The organism is Pseudomonas sp. LS-2 (assembly GCF_003605735.1).
Taxonomy (GTDB): Bacteria; Pseudomonadota; Gammaproteobacteria; order Pseudomonadales; family Pseudomonadaceae; genus Aquipseudomonas.
In genome coordinates, this window is the sequence record NZ_QXTJ01000015.1 from 1 (window position 1) to 19020 (window position 19020).

Sequence of the window (19020 nt, forward strand, 5' to 3'; positions counted from 1 at the left end):
AGGCCGTTGATCACCGTATTCAGCCCACCGACCACAGGTGTCGAGGTGTCGCCACCCGCCCGCACACCGACGATGAGTCCGCCCGCGGCCGGGCCATCGGCGCCCGCCTGATCGTTCCCCAGTACGTTGACGGTCACGTCCCCGCCCTCTACCACCACGCCGACATCGGCGATGGCTTGGGGCACGTCATCGGTGACATGCACGTTGATGTTGCCGTCCGTCACGTCGCCGTCGCTGTCTACGGCGTGGACCGGGATCTGCTCGTTATTGAGGGTGCCGTCGCCCTGGTTGTGGGTTTCGGGACCGGTGAGCGTGTAGGTGTACGTCACCTCTCCGGTGGTCGGGTTGTAGCCGATGATGGTGAGGGTGTTGCCGGACGGCAAGGTGATGGATTGAGGCGATGTGATCCCCACCCCGTTTGTCACAACGTCGATGCCGCCGATGGTCAGCGTCTGCAGGCCATCGGGCGCTGTGACCTTGATCACCCCGTTCTGGGTCAGTGCACCGGGGTTCGGTGCGCTACCGTCGGCCAGGCTGGCTTCGCTCAGCGAGACTTCGCTTGCGCCGAGTGTAACGCCATTGTTCACCGGGTTTACAGGCGGTGGCGGTTCGACGGGCGGCGGTTGATCGGGCGGCGGCTGGTCCGGTGGTGTCACTACCGGCGGAATCACTACAGGAGGAATCACTACGGGCGGAACCACTACAGGCGGAATCACCTCCGGCGGAAGGCTTGCATTGCCCCCGTCATCGTCACCGACGACCTCGCCCTCCGGCACGATAAAAGTGCTCGTCAGGCCGGCCGTCGGAAAACCGATGACCGGATTTACCACACCGGCCGTCTCCGTGAGCAACACAAACGAGTGACCGCCTCCCAACGCACTCGGCGCGCCTCCAGGATTCGCATTGCCCGCTGCGGGAGGATCGGTGATCTGGGAGGGGTCGGCGCCGGCGGCTATTGCCTGCTGGACCTGTTGCACATCCGACAGCTGGGCCTGGCTGGGCGCGGTGTCCGGCGTGTCGACGTGGGTCGCATGGTTGGCAAGGATTTGCGGAGTCAACGGCATGCTGCTGTCGCGACCCAGGGTCAATTCGCCGCCCTTGGCCAGGTGCACTGCCACCGCGCCCGTGGGCCCGGTCTGCAGCAGCTCACCGGCGTACACCTTGTCGCCTTCGATCACCAGACGCTTGGTGCCGTTGCTCGCCACCGCGAAAACATCGCCCACCACCTGCTGCACAGTACCGATCAACCTGGCCATATCCACTCCCTTGCTGCAAATACCGGATCAGAAATGTTACGAATTCAACAGAAACTGTTCGATCGGCGCACAGAAATGGCTTAGAGCCAGCATCGAGCGACAATTTTATGTCGCTGAATTTTTTCAGGTTTTTTGCTCGAAAAACCGCTTGATCGAACGCCGTCAAATTTCCGTTGAAAGCCCAACCGCAACCGTAAGACGCCTGTAAAACGTTGAATACAAGCGTTTCCTGAAAAGAACAATCGCCTGAAACCCGAAAATGGCATAAGTTTTTTTTGGAATAAGCCTTATGAAAAAAACGTCTGAGCTTTTCCCAAAGTTGTTCTTAGCTGTGATGTTACAAACCTGATACGGTTTTAACAGCAACATTCGCCGGTTTTTTGGCGTTAGCAGTACGACAACAATCCAGGGAGACGTTTCCATGCGCGATTTGACCCCGCTCTACAGTGCAGTTGTGTTGGCGGTCGCCTGCGCTCAAGCGCAAGCCATGTCACTGAATCAAGCGATTCAGAACACCATCGACAATCACCCGGAAATTCACGCCAACGTGAACAACCGATTGTCCGCAGACGAAGACGTGAAATTCGCCAAGGGAGGCTATCTTCCGACCGTGGATCTGGTTGCCGCCTACGGCCGCGAACACACCGACAGCCCCACCACCCGGGCGTTCGGCAATCACAACGAAGAGACGCTGAACTACACCCAATCCGAGCTGCGCCTGCGCCAAATGCTGTTCGACGGGTTCAACACCAAGAACGAAGTGGGTCGCACCCAAGAAGTCGTCAACTCCCGTGCGTACTACCTGCGCGGCACCTCGGAAAGCCTCGCGCTGCGGGCCATCGAGGTGTACCTGGAAGTGCTCAAACGTCGCGAGATGCTGGACCTGGCGAAGAACAATCTGCAGGCCCACCTGCGCATCAATGACCAGATCGGCATGCGCGCAAATCGCGGCATCGGCAGCAACGCCGACAGCGATCAGTCCAAGGCCCGTCGCGCGCTGGCGGAGAACAACTTCTACACCGCGCAAGTGGATCTGGCCGACGCCGAAGCCAACTTCTTCAGCGCCGTGGGCAAGATGCCCGACGAGCTTGAAGCGCCGGCCTCGATCAAGGGGCAAGTGCCGCAGAACCTGAACGATGCCCGGCAGAGCATGCTGGTCAACAACCCCTATCTGAAATCGGCCCAGGCCGACGTCAATGCCGCCGAGAAGCAATACGAAGTGGCGAAGTCGCCGTTCTATCCGCGTTTCGATGGCGAACTGGCGGTAGGCGCCAATGACAACCTGCAAGGCGAAGAAGGCCACGACAACGAATGGCGTGCGGCCGTGGTGATGAACTACAACCTGTTCAACGGTAACCGCGACAAGGCTCGGCTCAAATCCGACTCCTACAAGACCGGCCAGGCGATGGACATCCGCAACAACGCCCTGCGCATGCTCAACGAGAACCTGTCGCTGGCCTGGAACGCCATGAACAACGCCCGCGTCCAGACCCCGATCGCCCGTGAATACGCTGAGACCACGACCAAGGTACGCGCCGCGTATCAGGACCAGTTCGGCTTGGGGCAACGCACGCTGCTCGACCTGCTGGACAGCGAAAACGAGCTGTATAACGCAGCCCGCCGCTACACCGAACTGCGCTACACCGAAGAGTTCTCGATGTACCGGGTGCTGGCCACTGAAGGCGAGCTGTTGCGCAAAGAGCGCGTTGTACTGCCAACCGAAGCGGTCGCCCTGACAGACGTCAAAAGCGAAGCACGGCTGCCTGAACTGAAGTAGCGCGCGAGCGCGGGAGAAGTCTGTGACCAGCATGCCGCCTCTGTTTGAATCAGCTCCATCGTTCGACCCACGTTCGACCTTCGACGACCCGCTACTGGATGGCCTGCTCATCCTCTGCAGGCTGCACGATTGCAGCGCCAGCCGTACCAGCCTCAGTGCCGGTCTGCCGTTGGCGCAACAGTCCTTGAGTGTCGATCTTCTGCCCCGTGCCGCCGCTCGCGCCGGACTGCAGGCGCGCATTCTGCGCCGCAGCCTGGACGCCATCGACGGACTGAACCTGCCCGTATTACTGCTGCTCAAGGGCAATCGTTGCGCGGTCCTTCGACGATGGGATGAAGACGGTCGGGCGCTGATTCTGCCGAGCGAAGCAGACGGCGGCGAACAACGCGTGACCCATGAGGAGCTGGCCACGCTCTACACCGGCCAGGCCCTGTTCGCCCGCCCCCGCCATGAGCTGGAAAACCTGCGCGCACCGCTGGTGCCGCGGGTCAATGCCTGGTTCCGCGACACCCTCAAACTGTCGCGCTGGCTGTACAGCGACGCGATTCTCGCCAGCCTGTTGATCAACTTGCTGGGCTTGATGGTGCCGCTGTTCGTCATGCAGACCTACGACCGCGTCGTGCCCAATCAGGCGACGTCGACGCTATGGGTGCTGGCCATCGGTCTGCTGATCGGCACGGCATTCGAGCTGACCCTGCGCCTGGTGCGGGCGCACCTGCTGGATCAGGCTGGCAAGAAAACGGATGTGATCCTCTCCGCGACGCTGTTCGAGCGCATTACCGGCATGGCCATGAAAGCCCGCCCGGCGAGCATCGGTGGTTTCGCCCAGAGCATTCATGACTTTCAGGGGCTGCGCGAATTTCTCACTGCGGTGACGCTGACCAGCATCATTGACCTGCCCTTCGCGGTGTTGATGCTGGCAGTGATCGGTCTGCTGGGTGGCTGGCTGGTGGTGATTCCACTGGTGGCGTTTCCGATCACCATCATCTTCGCCTGGATCATCCAGATGCGCCTGCGCGACACCGTCGAACGCAGCCTTGCGCTGGGGGCCGAGCGGCAGGCATTGCTGGTCGAAACCCTCGGCGGCCTGGAGACCCTGAAGGCTTGTGGTGCTGAAAGCGAACGCCAGCACAAATGGGAACATACCCATGGCGCCCTCACCCGCCTGGACAGCCATGCGCGAGATCTGTCGGCGCTGGCGAGCAACGGCACGCTGTTCATTCAGCAGTTCTCGGGCATGGCCACCATCGTCGCCGGGGTCTACATCATCATCGCGGGCAATCTCAGCGTCGGTGCACTGGTCGCCAGTTACATGCTCGGCAGTCGTGTACTGGCGCCGCTGGGGCAGATCGCCGGGTTGATCACGCGCTATCAACAGGCGCAGGTCACCATGAAAAGCACCGACGCGTTGATGGCCCTGCCGCAGGAGCGCACGCCTGGGAAGCACCCGCTGCAACACACCCAGCTCAAGGGCGCGGTGGAAGTGGTCAAGGCCAGTTTCGCCTATGGCGGCCCCGGTACGCTGGCTGCGTTGCATGAGGTCAGCATCACCGTCAGACCGGGCGAGCGCATCGGCATCATAGGGCGCAGCGGCTCGGGCAAAAGTACCCTGGCCCGAATGATGATGGGCTTCTACACGCCAGACGAAGGACAGTTGCTGCTGGACGGGCTGGACCTGCGTCAGGTGGACGTCGCCGACCTGCGTCAGCAAGTCGGATATGTGGCCCATGACCTGCCCCTGCTGGCGGGCAGCCTGCGCGACAACCTGACCCTCGGCGCCCGTTATGTCACCGATGCACGAATGCTGGAGGTGGCTGAACTGACCGGCGTGACCGACCTTGCGCGCAATCATCCGCTGGGCTTCGACCGGCCAGTGGGCGAGCGCGGCCAGTTGCTGTCGGGCGGACAACGTCAGGCCGTTCTGCTGGCCCGCGCCTTGCTGCTCGACCCTCCAATCATGTTGCTGGACGAACCCACCAGTCACATGGACAACGCCAGCGAAGACGTACTGCGCCAGAAGCTGTTCGACCTGATGCAGGGCAAGACGCTGTTGCTGGTCACTCACCGCATGTCGATGCTCAGCCTCGTTGATCGCCTGGTGGTGCTTGACAACGGCAGGGTCGTTGCCGACGGCCCCAAACAGCTGGTCATCGAAGCATTGCGCAAGGGCCGTGTCGGCCCGACCACGGTTTAAGGAGCGTTCCCTATGTCATCCGCTCAGCGCTATTTTCACCCTGGTCGTCAGGTCGATACCGAGTTCATGCCGGAAGTCGCCGGTGTGGTTGCCGAGGATTCTTCCAGGGGTTCACGCATCACGGTCTGGATTGCTGCGGCATTGATTGTCACGGCGCTGGTCTGGGCCAGATTCGCCGTGTTGCAGGAAGTCACCATGGGCGAAGGCAAGGCGATTCCATCGAGCAAGGTTCAGGTGATTCAGAACCTGGAAGGCGGGATCGTCACCGAGATATTCGTTCGCGAAGGGCAGATCGTGAACAAGGGCGACACCCTGTTGCGTCTGGATGACACGCGGTTTCTGTCAAACAAGGGCGAGAGCGAGGTCGACAAGTACACACTGATGGCCCAGGTCGACCGGCTCTCGGCCGAATCCGAAGGGCGTCCGTTCAAGCCGTCTGCCGAGGTATTGAGCAAGGCGCCACAAGTGGCCGCCGACGAGCAGTCGCTGTATGACTCTCGCCAGCGTCGTCTGGCGAGCGAGCAGCGGACCCTGCAGGAGCAGCTGCGGCAGAAGACCCAGGAAGTGGCCGAGTTTCGCTCCAAGCAGGATCAGTACCGCAGCCAGTTGGGTTATATCCAGCAGGAGCTGAGCATGTCCGCGCCGCTGGTCAACAGTGGTGCGGTGTCGCCGGTGGAGATCATTCGGCTCAAGGGCAAGGCGTCTGAAGCGCGCGGGCAGATGGACGCGACGTCGCTGGCGATTCCACGGGCGGAAGCGGCAATCAACGAGATCAAGAGCAAGATTCAGGAGTCCCTCGACAGCTTCCGTTCGGATGCAGCCAAAGACCTCAACGACAAGCGCGCGGACCTGGCAAAAGCCAGCGCCACCAGCATCGCCATCGACGACCGCGTGACCCGCACCACCGTGACCTCGCCGGTCAAAGGCATCGTCAAGACGCTGAAGGTCAACACCATCGGCGGCGTGGTGCAGCCCGGCAGCGACATGGTGGAAGTCGTGCCGCTGGAAGACAACCTGCTGATCGAAGCCAAGGTGCGGCCACAGGACGTCGCCTTCCTTCATCCGGGCCAGAAAGCGATGGTGAAATTCAGTGCGTACGACTACACCATTTACGGCGGGTTGCCAGCGAAACTGGAACTGATCGGCGCTGACACCACCACCGACGACAAGGGCAATACCTTCTATCTGATCCAGGTTCGCACCGACAAAAACCACCTGGGTAGCGACGCCAAACCGCTGCTGATCATTCCAGGGATGGTCGCGACGGTGGACATCATCACCGGCGAGAAGAGCGTGATGGATTACCTGTTGAAACCGGTCCTGAAAGCGCGGACCGAGGCGTTGCGGGAGCGGTGACGTTTGGGGGATCGGGGGATTGCGGTGGGTCAGGCAGCGAAAACGTGTCTGATATACCGCAATCGCGACCCTCGTAAACTCGGATTGCTCCTACAGGGATTGAGGTGGACCGGATGGTTGCGGTGATCGGGGATTGCGGTGGGTCAGGCAGCGAAAACGTGTCTGATATACCGCAATCGCGACCCTCGTAAACTCGGATTGCTCCTACAGGGATNTTGTTGCGGTGATCGGGGATTGCGGTGGGTCAGGCAGCGAAAACGTGTCTGATACACCGCAATCGCGACCCTCGTAAACTCGGATTGCTCCTACAGGGATTGGGGTGGACCGGATGGTTGCGGCGTTCCGGGATTGAGGTGGACCGGGTAGTTGCGGGCGGCGAGCCAAGGAACCCCGGCTACTGCGCCAGTCCCACCTTCAGCAGTTTGCCGTCGTCCTCATCGGTCAACACATACAGGTAACCGTCCGGCCCCTGACGCACATCGCGGATGCGCGACTTCAGTTCACCCAGCAAACGTTCTTCATGCACCACCTTGTCGTCCTTAAGCTCAAGACGAATCAGCACCTGCGCCGCCAGCGCGCCAATGAAGATGTTGTGATCCCATTGCTTGAATCTGTCGGCATCGTAGAACGCCATGCCGCTGATGGCCGGGGATTTCTCCCAGACATGGAACGGGTTCTTCACCCCCTCCACGATCTTGCCCTTGGACTCGGAAATCGGCTGTCCGGTGTAATCGATACCGAAGGTGGAAATCGGCCAGCCGTAGTTGGCGCCGCGCTCGATGATGTTGATTTCATCGCCGCCCATGGGCCCATGCTCGTTGGTCCACAGCGTGCCAGTCCAGGGGTTGAGCGCCGCACCTTGCTGGTTGCGATGGCCGTAGGTCCAGATCTCGGGGCGCACGTTTTTCTGACCGACGAAGGGGTTGTCCTTGGGTACCGTGCCGTCCGGGTACAGGCGCACGATCTTGCCCTGGAGTTTGTCCAGATCCTGCGACGTCGGGCGATTGTTGTTCTCGCCCAAAGCGATGAACAGATAGCCATCTCGGTCGAACACGATGCGCGAACCGAAGTGGTTGCCCACGGACAGTTTCGGCTGCTGCTGGAAGATGCGCGTGAAGTTTTCCAGTTTCGTCATGTCATCCGAAAGCCGACCGCGCCCTGCCGCCGTGCCTCCGGTCTTGCCGTCGCTGCCCGCCTCGGCGTAGGTCAGGTAGACCATGCGGTCCTTGGCGAAGTCCGGTGACAGCTCGACGTCCAGCAAACCGCCTTGGCCCTGAACCCAGACCGTGGGCACACCGGAAATCGGAGCCGACAGTTTTCCATCGGACGCTACCCGCCTCAGGCTGCCCGTGCGCTCGGTCACCAGCATGCCCTTGTCATCCGGCAAGAACGCCACCGCCCAAGGGTGCTGCAAGCCCGTCACCACTTCATCCACCGTCAAGGTGCCCTCCTCGCTCTGGTAGGTGGCAGCGGATGCCTGAATGGACAGGCCAAGCAATACGGATGCACAAACACCGGCGATCAAGGTCTTGCGAAAGGTGGTTCTACGCAACATGGGCGATTCCTTTTGACTGAGAAATGACTCTGGCTGTCGTGTTGCCGATTCAGTTGCTGCGCCGCTCCGCGCCACCGGAAGGCCGTGGCGATGTCTGTCGGGTGGGTTGGCCGTTGCCGATGCCGCCGTTTTCCAGGGTCGGTGGACGTGGTTGAGTGGGCCCAAGACTGGGGCCGCGCACCGGTGGCGAGATGGATTGAGTGCCTTGACGGCTATTGGGATTGGCGCGGCGGATCGCGCCGTTGTCGGGGTTGCTATTGGTACGGTTGAGGTAGCTCGCCGAGGCCAGCCATTGGGGAGACGGGGTAACGCTGTCGCTCGCCTGAGCCCCGCCGAGAGTCAACAGTCCGCCCAGGGAGACAAGTGCAAGGTGTCGCAGGAAACGGTTCATTATTTACCTCACGTGGGGAGGGTGCCGAACGAGTGACGATTCCGGTGTTTGATGGTGCAGAGTCGGGTAGGTTCGCCTCGGGAGGGAGGATGAGCAACGTGTAGGACGGTTCTCTTTGTAACAAGGATAGTCCGTCTGTGATCAACGCCCTTGGGGCCAACCCTTGAGACCAGCCCGAAGTCGCCGGTCGCCTGTTGCACAAATCTTCCAGACTCGGCGTTAAGCTGCGCGCTAAGTTTACCGACGCATGATACCGATGCACGACGACCTCTTTGTGTAGCAGCACGGCTGGCCGGCGGTAGCGAACTGGCGAACGCCACCACCGGCGAGCCGTGCAGCTACAGGCGGCTGCTACCGCAAATGCAATGGCTGATCAAAAAGGAAATCCCATGCCCGATCGCAACTGGATCGATCTCAAGCAGGACGCAACGTCCGGCATCGAGACGATGCGCGCGCATTTCGAGGGGCATGCGTACGATCCGCACTGGCACGACAGCTATCTGGTCGGCATCACCGAGCAAGGCGTGCAGCAATTCAACTGCCGTCGGCAGCAGTACAAGAGCACGCCCGGCAAGGTGTTCCTGCTGGAGCCCGGCGACATTCATGATGGTCACGCACCGGAGGCAGACGGCTTTACCTATCGCACGCTGTATCTGGACCCCCACTGGCTGCAGCGCGAACTGCGCGCGCAATTCGAACAGGCACCGGACAACGCGCAACTGAGTTTCGCTGAAACCCTGGCCGATGACAGCCGCCTGGCCATGGCCACCGCCAACGCATTCGAAGCCATGCACAGCGCAGAACTGCGCATCGTGCGCCAGACCGCGCTGGACACTCTGCTGTCGAACCTGACCAGCCATCTTCGCTGGCGCACCCTGATCAGCCCCGATCCGCGGCTGCCTCTGGCCGCGCAACGGGCGCGGGACTATCTGCACAGTCACCTGCACCAGGATATCGGCCTTGATGATCTGGCGGCCGCCGCCGGGGTCGATCGCTTTCGCTTGAGCCGAGCGTTCAAGGCCGCGTTCGGTCTGGCACCCCATGCGTATCTGATTCAATTGCGACTGACCCGCGCTCGCCGCCTGCTGGCCCGTGGCGAGCTGCCGGTCAATGTCGCTGCAACCCTCGGATTCGCCGACCAGAGCCATCTGGGGCGCTGGTTCCAGCGCGCCTATCGCATGACGCCCGCCGACTATCGCCGCCGCTGCTCAAATCTTCCAGACTGACAACCCGCGCCCCGCGATCATCGCTGCATGATCAATTGCTGCCGAGTGGTCCCATGCAAAGTTTCCTGCCGTTTCTGCTGTTCGCTTTCGTCGCTTCCATCACACCTGGCCCGACCAACATTCTGGTGATGACCAACAGCTCGCGCCATGGTCTGGTGCGCACACTTCCCATCATGCTGGGAGGCTGCGCCGGTGCGGCATTGCTGGTGCTGATCGTCGGCACCGGTCTTGGCGAGGTGCTGGCACGTCACGCTCAGGTACAAACCGTGATGTCGTGGATTGGCATTGCCTGGCTGACGTGGCTGGCCTGGCAGATTTTCAGCGCGCCCGCCGAAGCCGTCGATGCTGACCAAGCCAGCAAAGGCCCGCGCCTTGGCCTGTGGAGTGCTGCCAGTCTGCAAGTGGTCAACCCGAAAACCTGGCTGATGGCACTGGCGGTGGTCAGTGTGTTCGCGGGCACCGATGCCGAGCGCATGTTGCGTGTGGCATGGCTGTCGCTGATCTTTTTCATGGTGGCGGTGCCGTGCATGGGCGCCTGGGCGTATCTGGGGGTCAGTGCCGCGAAGTTCTGCCGCTCGCCCCGGAGCATGAAGCGTTTCAATCAAGTGATGGCGGTGTTGTTGCTGGTGTCGGCGTGGGTGACGCTGGTGGTTTGAGCCCGCCACGGATGATCGTCAAAGACCTACCCGTAGCATGATCTAATGCGCACTTCCCGATGCCGATCCGGACACTTGCCATGGCCCCTTTCTACGATGCACGCGGCAATATCTACGCCGTGATTTCCCCTCAAGCGCTGCGCAATCTGGGTGTGAGTCTGCCCGACTCAGCGGCCGAGGCAGCGCTGGCGCGACAATCCTGGACGGCCGGCGCCGTTGCTGCGATCTGCGACTGGCCAGACGGCCAACGTCCCGCAGGCAGCAAAACCCATCGCTCGGACGGTTTGCTGGTTGGGCCGTTTCAGGACGCGGCGCCCTTCGACGTGCTGATCGTCAACACCGACGGCACCCTCGCCGAACGCAGTGGCAACGGTCTGACCATCTTTGCCCAGTCACTGACTGACACGGGTCGGGTGTTGAGCGTTGAAGGCTTCACCCTGCGGGTTCATCACGACAATCAGGACTCGGCCAGCCCTGTACCGACCGATGCGGTTGCGGCCGTTATCGAGGGTTTACCGGGGTTCTGGCTGGACATCGGCACACCGGCATTCGGCGCGAAGGCCGTCGGTGCCAGAGGTACCGGTGTCGGCGATGCGATGCTCGATCATGCGCAGGTCAACCGGGTTGAACGTCTGGCAAGCCTTCACCCGCACTGGCAGACCAGCGTGTTCGTCAGGGTCGGTAATCCCCACTGCGTCACACTGGTGCCCGACGTCGAGGCGTTACCGAGCTTCGAACAATTGCACGAATCGCCGCTCAATGATGCGCTGACCCAAATCGCCTTCGCGGCGGGCGAGTTCGGCACGGGCGAACCCTGCCCCGCCGGCGTCAATTTGCAATGGGCCGCGAAAATCGGCCCGAACCAAATCATGGCGCGGGTGTTCGAGCGCGGCGAAGGACCAACGGCGTCCTCGGGCACCAGCGCCAGTGCCGTGGCCTGCGCTGCCTGGCTATGCGGCTGGGTGGGCGCAGGTCTGGTCGAGATCGTCATGCCCGGTGGCACCGCTCCGGTGCGTCTGATCGAACATGAAGGTCGTCTGCAGCAGGTTCAATTATTCGGCGCCGCACATATCCAGCGCTGACGTTGCGAGCCACCGTGCTGTCTTCGTCACAGCCGGCGCCGATTGTTTTTCAGTGATTTGCGAACTGAAACGCAGAAGAATGTGAAATTGCCACTATTGGGGATTGCATCCATCTTCCGCTTGGCTATGCTCTGGAAAACCGCCGCGCCTGGCTCGATAACGGGAAGGTGCGCGGGCTGTAGCGATGTCATTCGACCAGGACGTCAGGCACCCATATGGAATTGCTGACCAAACCGTCAACTACGGGACAATTGCTCGCTTCGATCGATATCAGACGATCGGTCAACTGCTTATTCATCCCGTCCGAAGCGCTCTGCTTCAACCCTTGCAGCCACTTGCCCGGGCACTCCATGCAGCGAATGTCATACCGCCATGACTCAAGCTAGCACCTGTGAGGTCGACACCCTTTACAGCCCATCATGGAAGACGGTCACTTCGACCGCGTAAATATTGAGGTAAGTGGCAGATGTTCAACTCCCAGCGCAAGGCGGTCGAAGCCCAATTGCAGGTATCTACCGCAGCCCTGTGCCAGTCGAAGGCCAAGCTGGCGGCGATCGGCCGCTCCATGGCGATGATCGAATTCACCCCCCAGGGCATCATCCTCGACGCCAACGAAAAGTTCTGCCACGCGATGGGCTATCAACCTGGCGAACTGGTGGGCAAACACCATCGCATCTTCTGCGAAAGGGCATTCTGCGACAGCGATGCCTACGGCAAATTGTGGCGCGACCTGGCACGCGGCGAGCCGCTGTGCGGTACGTTCATGCGTCTGGACAAGTCAGGACGCGAGATCTGGCTGGAAGCGAGCTACATGCCGGTGTTCGACAACGACGGCAAGGTACAGAGCGTGATCAAGGTCGCCGCCGACATCACTGCCCGTGCCTACAAGGATCACGAGAACCAGAGCATGATCGACGCCATCGGACGCTCCATGGCGACAATCGAGTTTTCGCCGGATGGTCGCGTCATCACCGCCAACGACAACTTTCTCAAGACCATGCATTACTCGCTCAACGAGGTGGTCGGCCAGCACCACAGCCTGTTTTGCACCCGGGAGGAAGTCGACTCGCCTGCGTACAAGGCATTCTGGGCCTCGCTCAATCGCGGCGAATATCACTCTCATCGCTTCGAGCGGGTGAACAAGCTAGGGGAGAAGGTCTATCTGGAAGCGACTTACAACCCGCTGTTCGATGCCAAGGGCCGACTGTACAAAGTGGTGAAATTCGCCAGCGACATTACCGAGCAAGTGACCGTACAACGCAGTGCCGCGACCCCCGCACACGACACATCAGTGCGCACGGACGCTTGCGCGCAGAAGGGTTCCAGCGTGGTGCAACAGACGGTCTCGGTGATCGAGCAGATCTCCCACGACCTCAACGAAGCGGCGCGCAGTATCGACGCGGTGAACAAGCAATCGGAGATCATCGCCACCATCGTGCAGACCATTCGCGGCATTGCCGACCAGACCAACTTGCTGGCCCTCAACGCGGCCATCGAAGCCGCGCGCGCCGGCGAACACGGCCGTGGTTTTGCGGTGGTTGCCGATGAGGTGCGTGGCCTTGCAGCGCGAACCAGCAAGGCCACGGTCGAGATCGTCGATGTGGTACGGCAGAACAACGAACTGGCGAAAAGCGCGGTGTCGAGCATGCAATCGAGTCTGAGCCGGACCGGCACGGGCGTCGAGCTGGCCAACGAGGCCGGGGAAGTGATCCTGGAAATCCAGCAAGGGTCCCGGCATGTGGTGGATGCGATCAGTCAGTTCAGCTCGACGCTGCGGCTGGATTGAAGCATTGAAGCATTGAAGCCATGCCCCTGTAGCAGTCCGGCTCGCCGGCGGTGGCGTCCTTGAGATCGTTACCGCCGGCAAGCCGTGCTGCCACAGAGCGCGTTGCGGTCGCTCGACCGTGCCGTCGATTATTCCCCGATATCCTCATTCCACAACTCAGGCTTGTCGGCGATGAACTGCTTCATCAGCGCGACGCAGGTCGCGTTGTGCACCACATCCACCTGCACACCGCGCGAACGCAGCAGCTCTTCCTCGCCCATGAACGTCTCGTTCTCGCCGACGATGATCTTGCGGATACCGTACAAAAGGATTGCGCCACTGCACATCGCGCAAGGTGAGAGCGTGGTGTAAAGAGTGGCTTCGCGGTAGACCTTTGCGGGCTGGCGTCCGGCATTTTCAAACGCGTCCATTTCGCCGTGCTTGATCGCGCTGCCTTCCTGAACCCGGCGATTGTGGCCACGACCGATGATCTTGCCGTCATGAACGATGACCGACCCGATCGGAATACCGCCCTCGGCCAGTCCTTTTTGCGCTTCTTCTATGGCCGCCTGCATGAATGGGTCCATGGTTTCTCCTTTACCTTTCGATCAAAAAATACAGCCCCGAACCAGAGGGGCTTGAAGCGCTAAGGCTTGGCTTTTTTCAGCGCGTTGTCCAGCGCCGTGGAAACATAGACCTTGAGCAGCTCGCTGGAACGGCCCTTCATGTCCATGCCGACATCGCGTTGCCTGGCGCGGAATTTGTTGGCGACGTCGGGGGGCGGATCGCCGACGTTGAGCGCGGTCAGTTCATCGGGGGTAAACGACGCCGCATAGGCGGCTGCAAGGTTGCGATCCCATTCCTGCTGATAGTGCGGTTGCAGGTACTGCAGCTCGTCCTTAACAATTTCCTGAGCCTTGGTGCGCCCAACCGCCTCCACGATGGTGGTGAAGGTGACAGTGCGCGATGCGACCTGATAGCCCAGCCAGCCAAGGCTTTCGCCCAGATGCCGGTCCTGCACGAACGCCAGCGCGCTGGGTGGCAACGGCGCGGCTTCGGCGGCCATGGCAAAACCGGGCACTTCCAGCAGCAGGCCGAACAACAGGCCTGTGGCCACATTCAATATCGTCAACGCAGTCGATCTGCTATATCCCATGTCCTCTCCCCGGCGACTTTTTCTGTGTGATCAACTCATTGACTGCTCGGTGAAGCTAGCACCTGAGTCACGGTTTGCCAGTCAGTCCGGTCTGCGACAACGGGTATCAGTCCTGCGCGGCAGGCCGCGACGACCATTGCTGCGCATTCATCCGATAGATCCTGACGCCGTGACGGTGATACTGACTGTGGATGAAACCGCTGAATCCCAGTTTCTGGATCACCTTGACCGAAGCGATGTTGGCGGGCTCGACGATGGCGATCAGCGAATCGATCTTCAGTGTGTCGAAGCCATGGGACAGCGCACTTCGAGCCGCTTCGGTGCCCAGTCCCTTGCCCCAGAAGCGCTGTGCCAGCCGGTAACCGATCTCGATTTCGTCGGCGTCATCCACGCGCTCGGCATTCAGACCGCAGAATCCGGCCAAGGTTGATGAGGATTTGTCGACGACCGCCCATGGCCCGAAACCGTGCTGGCGGTAGGAGTGTCGGCACCAGTCGATGAACTCTCCGGTCGCCTGCTCCGACAGCACGCCACGCACCGAATGGCGCATGACTTCTGCGTCACCCAGAATCCGCGCCAGGGCCGGGGTGTCGTCGTGGGAGAGTTCACGAAGGATCAGGTGTTCGGTGTTCAGGGAAGAAAGGGGCGTGTTCATGATGGCGGGCTCGCGGGCGGATCGGATACCAACCATGAGCATGGCGCAGGCTGAGGATGCCTGCCAGTCCTGCGCCAATCATCCTGTAGCAGTCCGGCTTGCCGGCGGTAGCGCTCTTATGATCGGAACCGCCGGCAAGCCGTGCTGCTACAGTCAGTGCACTGCAATCAAAGCCCCGCCGTCACCTTCTTCGCCACATCGGCTGGTACCCACTGGGTCCAGATTTCCGGGTGGTCTTTGAGGAAGCTCTTGGCCACGGCATCCGGCTCCAGGCGCTTCTCGCTCATCTCACCCAGGGTCTTGTTCAACTGATCGATGGGCAGATCGACTTTCTGGAAGAAGCTCACCAGTTCCGGGTATTGCTTGTGGAACGGCTCGGAAACGCCGATCGCCAGGTGCGCCGCCAGGGAACTGGAACCGACCGGATTCGGGTTGCTGGCATCGGCCAGGGTTTTCCAGGCGGCCTCGTTGAAGGGTGGCTCTTCAAGCTTGATCAGCTTGAATCGGCCCAGCAGCGGCGTCGGCGACCAGTAGTAGAACAAGACCGGTTTGCCCCGGCGAATGGACGACGCCACTTCTGCGTCCAGGGCGGCGCCGGAGCCGGTACGGAAGTTCACGTAACTGTCGTTGAGCTTGTAGGCCTTGAGCTTTTGCGTGTTGACGATCTCCGAGGTCCAGCCGCTCGGGCTGTTGAGGAAGCGGCCCTTGTCAGGCGATTCCGGATCCTTGAACACGTCTTTGTATCTGGGCAGATCGGCGACCGACTTGAGGTCCGGCGCCAAGGGCTTGATGCCCTTCTGCGGGTCGCCCTTGATCACGAACTCCGGCACCCACCAGCCTTCCGTTGCGCCTTTGACGATATCGCCAAGGCCATACACCTTGCCTTCCGCTTCGGCCTTGACCCACGCAGGGCTGCGCCCCGCCCACTCTTCGCCGATCACCTGAATGTCGTTTTTCGCCAGCGCCGCTTCAAGGCTCACGGTGCTGCCCGGCAGTTTGTCGGTGGGGTAGCCGTAACCCTTCTCGACGATGGTGCGCAGAATTTCGGTGATCAGGCTGCCGCTTTCCCAAGTGATGTCCCCGAAGTGGATCGGGGCGGTTTTCTCAGCGCTCTGCGCCGGGCCGGTCAGCACAGCCAATGCCAGCAGCGAGCCGCCCAGCAGGTGTTTGATCGATGTCATTGTTGTCTCTCGAGGCTCAGGGATGGAAAACACTCAGTTGGGTTTAGCACAGCACACGCTTCATTCCAGACAAGCGCGCAGGCAACAGGTTTCAGCTTTCTCGATGTAGTCGCTGACCGAGCGAGAGGAAATACCCAATCTGACGGCGATTTCGGGATAAGTCAGACCGCTGCCGCGAGACAGCACGAAGGTCGTCCTGACCTTGGCCGGCAACCGATTGAGGCGACGGTCCATGCGGTCGAGCAGTTGCAGGGTCTCAGCCAGCTTTTCAGTGGATGACACGGCGGCAGGCTCTTCATGGATAAGTCCGTCGAGGTAGTCTCGCTCCAGATCACGACGGCGCCAGCGCTGATAAACGAGGCGTTTGGCGATGGTGGTCAGCAACGCTCGCGGCTCCCGGATAGGGACCACATTGGGCGATGCCAACAGTTGCAGGAAAGCCTCGGAAGCTATGTCTTCGGCGCAGGCGCGGGAATCCAGATGGCGGCAAAGGCGCTCACACAGCCATGAATAATGCTGGTCAAAAAGGCCGCCGAGGTATTGGCGTTGGGACAGATTGGCGCCGGACATAAGGCTTCCCTGGCATGGATTGATTGTTCTGTCCGGTGTTCCGGTGGAGCCATCCTAGCAAGGGCTTTTATGCGTTAATAATACTTAAAAGCGATTTTTATAGTTCAAATGGAAATAACCAATCTTGTAATAGGCACGGCTGCTGAAACGGTCGCATCTGCAAAATCGCTACCGCCGGCAAGCCGTGCTGCTACAAGTCCTCGTCAGACCACTCATCACGATTGGCCCCCACGCAGTCTGTAGCAGTCCGGCTTGCCGGCGGTGGCGGCTTCCAAATCGCTACCGCCGGCAAGCCGTGCTGCTACAAGTCCTCGTCAGACCACTCATCACGATTGGCCCCACGCAGCCTGTAGCAGTCCGGCTTGCCGGCGGTGGGGGCTTCCAAATCGCTACGGCCGGCAAGCCGGACGGCTACAGATCTGTTATCCCCATTTGCATCGCGGCACGTTCGTATTCCAGCAGTACTTGGTAATCTGCTTCGTTGGCAGGCCATACTTCAGCGATCGCCAATACCGCCGCGACGTCGGGCAAATCTTTCAACGCCTGATTCATCACTTCACGAATCGCTTGTGCATCTGCACCAATCCTCGTGATGTAAGGCAGGCAAGGCCCCGACGCGGTGCGCGCAATCACCTTCACCCCCGCAATCTCTTCGCTGTGATCCCTCGCCAGATAGTCGAACGTGACGCTGTCGATGGCCGCCAGGTCTCCCTCCCCCGCCTTGATCGCCACGAGGCTGTTGCGATGTCCGCCCGTCAACGACACCTGTGCGAAAAAACGCCCATCCTCGTGCAACGGCGCCAGCGTGTGGCGGAACAGATTCATGCCCGAGTTGGAGTCCTGAGCGTTGAGCAGACCGTGGCTGCCGCGGAAATCTTCGAGCCGTTGCCGAGGATCGTCGGCACGGGCAACGATCAGGCTGCAATGGTTGCCTCCAGACGCATTCGGCAGTTGATAGAGCGGCCGCCCGACCACTTGCACCTGCCCGTGCAGCGCCGTCATCAGGGGATAGCCGCAGGTTTGCGCCAACAGCAAACGCGGCGATAGCCACAGCTGTTTGAGGTCCAGGGTCCGGGGGTCCAGACGCGTCGCCGAAAGCCGCTCCAGCACGCGGATCAGCCATTGTTCCTGGGCTTCACGCACCCTTTCAGGCGCGACGTACATCTGTAATTCGGCGAAACCCTGAAGCATGTTCGAGCACCGGCGCTAGACGTAGGGATGTTGGGGACTGTCGATGGGGTTGACGCTGTGACGGCGAAACAGTTCAGCATACCCAGAGACCAGAAAACCACCGTTGCGTGCCAGCCATTGCTCGCGGCGGGCGCGATACACGACAGGAATGTGATACCAGGCCAGGCCCGGGAGATCGTGATGCACAAGATGCAGATTCAGATTGAGAAACAGCCACCGCCAAGGCCACGACGCCTCGTTGATCACTGTCCGTCGTTGCGGCTGCTCACTGGGACGATGCTCGTAGTAGGAACGCACCATTGAGATCGCCAGCGCGGGCACTGAGATCATCAGCACGTAATGCAGGGACGACAGTGCGCTGTAGCGCTCGATGAAGGCGAACATCAGCACCAGAAAGAACCCGTGAGTCGCCCACATCAACCAGGCCTGTAACTGGCCCCGCAGCAGGCGTCTGGACTCATCGACGAGCAGACTGCCCAGCGCCAGTGGCACGCCGAACACCAGTCGTCCCGGGGGCGTCTTGTCGAGCCAGCGAAGCAGGCGCATGACCCGGCCACTCTGCCGCCAGTGCGACTGACTCAGGTAACGGCTCTCCGGATCAAGGCCCGGATGGGTCAGGTCTTCGTCGCGGTGATGCTGCATGTGGGTGTCGCGATACAACGTGTAGGGATACCAGATTGCGAACGGCGCATAACCCAGGCATTTGTTCAGCCACAGATGGCGGGTCGGATGGCCGTGCAGCAGTTCATGTTGCAGCGACATCCACAGCACGATCAGCGGAATCATCAGCACCGTGGTCGGCCACACCCCCAATCGCGGACTGAGCAGCAACATCGTCGGCCAGACGACGTAAACCCCGATCAGCAATAGCCAGGTCGGCCACTGCGTTCGACCGGTAAAACTTGCGCGCAGACGAAGCACGTCCTGGCGTTGAGCGTCGTCGAGGTAATGGGGCATCGCTGGGTCCTGCGTCCGGGTGATGTCCTGTTGTGACGCGACACCAGAAAAT

General features: G+C 60.9%; 16 protein-coding genes and 2 pseudogenes. 8 read left to right on the top strand and 10 right to left on the bottom strand.

Going from position 1 to position 19020, the window contains the following annotated elements; genetic code table 11:
• A partial coding sequence (locus tag D3M70_RS32205; RefSeq protein WP_177418392.1) for a retention module-containing protein occupies positions 1-1256 on the bottom strand: 1256 nt, incomplete at its 3' end.
• Between the two features lie 421 nt (positions 1257-1677).
• Between D3M70_RS32205 and D3M70_RS08145 the strand changes: the two genes are divergently transcribed.
• From D3M70_RS08145 to D3M70_RS08155, 3 genes are read left to right on the top strand one after another with little or no spacing between them, the layout of a single operon-like run.
• Positions 1678-3033, top strand: a complete 1356-nt coding sequence (locus D3M70_RS08145; RefSeq protein ID WP_120125294.1) for a TolC family outer membrane protein — start codon at positions 1678-1680, stop codon at positions 3031-3033.
• A gap of 31 nt (positions 3034-3064) precedes the next feature.
• Positions 3065-5227: a type I secretion system permease/ATPase gene (locus D3M70_RS08150; protein WP_120125720.1), complete on the top strand. Its 2163-nt coding sequence runs from the start codon at positions 3065-3067 to the stop codon at positions 5225-5227.
• Positions 5228-5239: 12 nt separating this feature from the next.
• Positions 5240-6583: an HlyD family type I secretion periplasmic adaptor subunit gene (locus tag D3M70_RS08155; protein WP_120125295.1), complete on the top strand. Its 1344-nt coding sequence runs from the start codon at positions 5240-5242 to the stop codon at positions 6581-6583.
• A gap of 394 nt (positions 6584-6977) precedes the next feature.
• Here the strand turns inward: D3M70_RS08155 and D3M70_RS08160 are convergent, their stop codons facing one another.
• Positions 6978-8138 carry a PQQ-dependent sugar dehydrogenase gene (locus tag D3M70_RS08160; protein ID WP_120125296.1) on the bottom strand — a complete coding sequence of 387 codons (1161 nt, stop codon included), beginning with the start codon at positions 8136-8138 and terminating at the stop codon, positions 6978-6980.
• Positions 8139-8187: 49 nt separating this feature from the next.
• Positions 8188-8529 (bottom strand): hypothetical protein, encoded by a 342-nt coding sequence (locus D3M70_RS08165; RefSeq protein WP_120125297.1) that lies wholly within the window; start codon positions 8527-8529, stop codon positions 8188-8190.
• Positions 8530-8918: 389 nt separating this feature from the next.
• Here D3M70_RS08165 and D3M70_RS08170 point away from each other — a divergent pair, with 389 nt between their 5' ends.
• From D3M70_RS08170 to D3M70_RS34110, 5 genes and pseudogenes are all read left to right on the top strand, one after another.
• Positions 8919-9755 (top strand): AraC family transcriptional regulator, encoded by an 837-nt coding sequence (locus tag D3M70_RS08170; protein ID WP_120125298.1) that lies wholly within the window; start codon positions 8919-8921, stop codon positions 9753-9755.
• Positions 9756-9808: 53 nt separating this feature from the next.
• A complete protein-coding gene (locus tag D3M70_RS08175) occupies positions 9809-10411 on the top strand; it encodes a LysE family translocator (protein ID WP_120125299.1) in 603 nt (200 codons plus the stop codon).
• An 80-nt stretch (positions 10412-10491) separates the two neighbouring features.
• Positions 10492-11493, top strand: a complete 1002-nt coding sequence (locus D3M70_RS08180; protein ID WP_120125300.1) for a diaminopimelate epimerase — start codon at positions 10492-10494, stop codon at positions 11491-11493.
• A gap of 466 nt (positions 11494-11959) precedes the next feature.
• Positions 11960-12742 (top strand): annotated as a pseudogene (locus D3M70_RS34105) (PAS domain-containing protein); the annotation flags it as partial.
• A gap of 99 nt (positions 12743-12841) precedes the next feature.
• Positions 12842-13279 (top strand): annotated as a pseudogene (locus tag D3M70_RS34110) (methyl-accepting chemotaxis protein); the annotation flags it as partial.
• A 128-nt stretch (positions 13280-13407) separates the two neighbouring features.
• Here the strand turns inward: D3M70_RS34110 and D3M70_RS08190 are convergent.
• The 7 genes from D3M70_RS08190 to D3M70_RS08220 form a co-directional block, all read right to left on the bottom strand.
• A complete protein-coding gene (locus D3M70_RS08190) occupies positions 13408-13845 on the bottom strand; it encodes a nucleoside deaminase (RefSeq protein ID WP_120125302.1) in 438 nt (145 codons plus the stop codon).
• A gap of 59 nt (positions 13846-13904) precedes the next feature.
• Positions 13905-14414 carry a hypothetical protein gene (locus tag D3M70_RS08195; RefSeq protein WP_120125303.1) on the bottom strand — a complete coding sequence of 170 codons (510 nt, stop codon included), beginning with the start codon at positions 14412-14414 and terminating at the stop codon, positions 13905-13907.
• 106 nt (positions 14415-14520) lie between these two features.
• Positions 14521-15069 (bottom strand): GNAT family N-acetyltransferase, encoded by a 549-nt coding sequence (locus tag D3M70_RS08200; RefSeq protein ID WP_120125721.1) that lies wholly within the window; start codon positions 15067-15069, stop codon positions 14521-14523.
• 167 nt (positions 15070-15236) lie between these two features.
• Positions 15237-16250, bottom strand: a complete 1014-nt coding sequence (locus D3M70_RS08205) for an ABC transporter substrate-binding protein (RefSeq protein WP_120125304.1) — start codon at positions 16248-16250, stop codon at positions 15237-15239.
• A 60-nt stretch (positions 16251-16310) separates the two neighbouring features.
• A complete protein-coding gene (locus D3M70_RS08210; protein ID WP_120125305.1) occupies positions 16311-16820 on the bottom strand; it encodes a sigma-70 family RNA polymerase sigma factor in 510 nt (169 codons plus the stop codon).
• 411 nt (positions 16821-17231) lie between these two features.
• The gene (locus tag D3M70_RS08215; RefSeq protein ID WP_120125306.1) at positions 17232-18011 is read right to left on the bottom strand and encodes a phosphate/phosphite/phosphonate ABC transporter substrate-binding protein; all 780 of its coding nucleotides are present in this window, start codon (positions 18009-18011) and stop codon (positions 17232-17234) included.
• A 15-nt stretch (positions 18012-18026) separates the two neighbouring features.
• Positions 18027-18968, bottom strand: a complete 942-nt coding sequence (locus tag D3M70_RS08220) for a fatty acid desaturase (protein WP_120125307.1) — start codon at positions 18966-18968, stop codon at positions 18027-18029.
• Positions 18969-19020 lie beyond the last annotated feature (52 nt).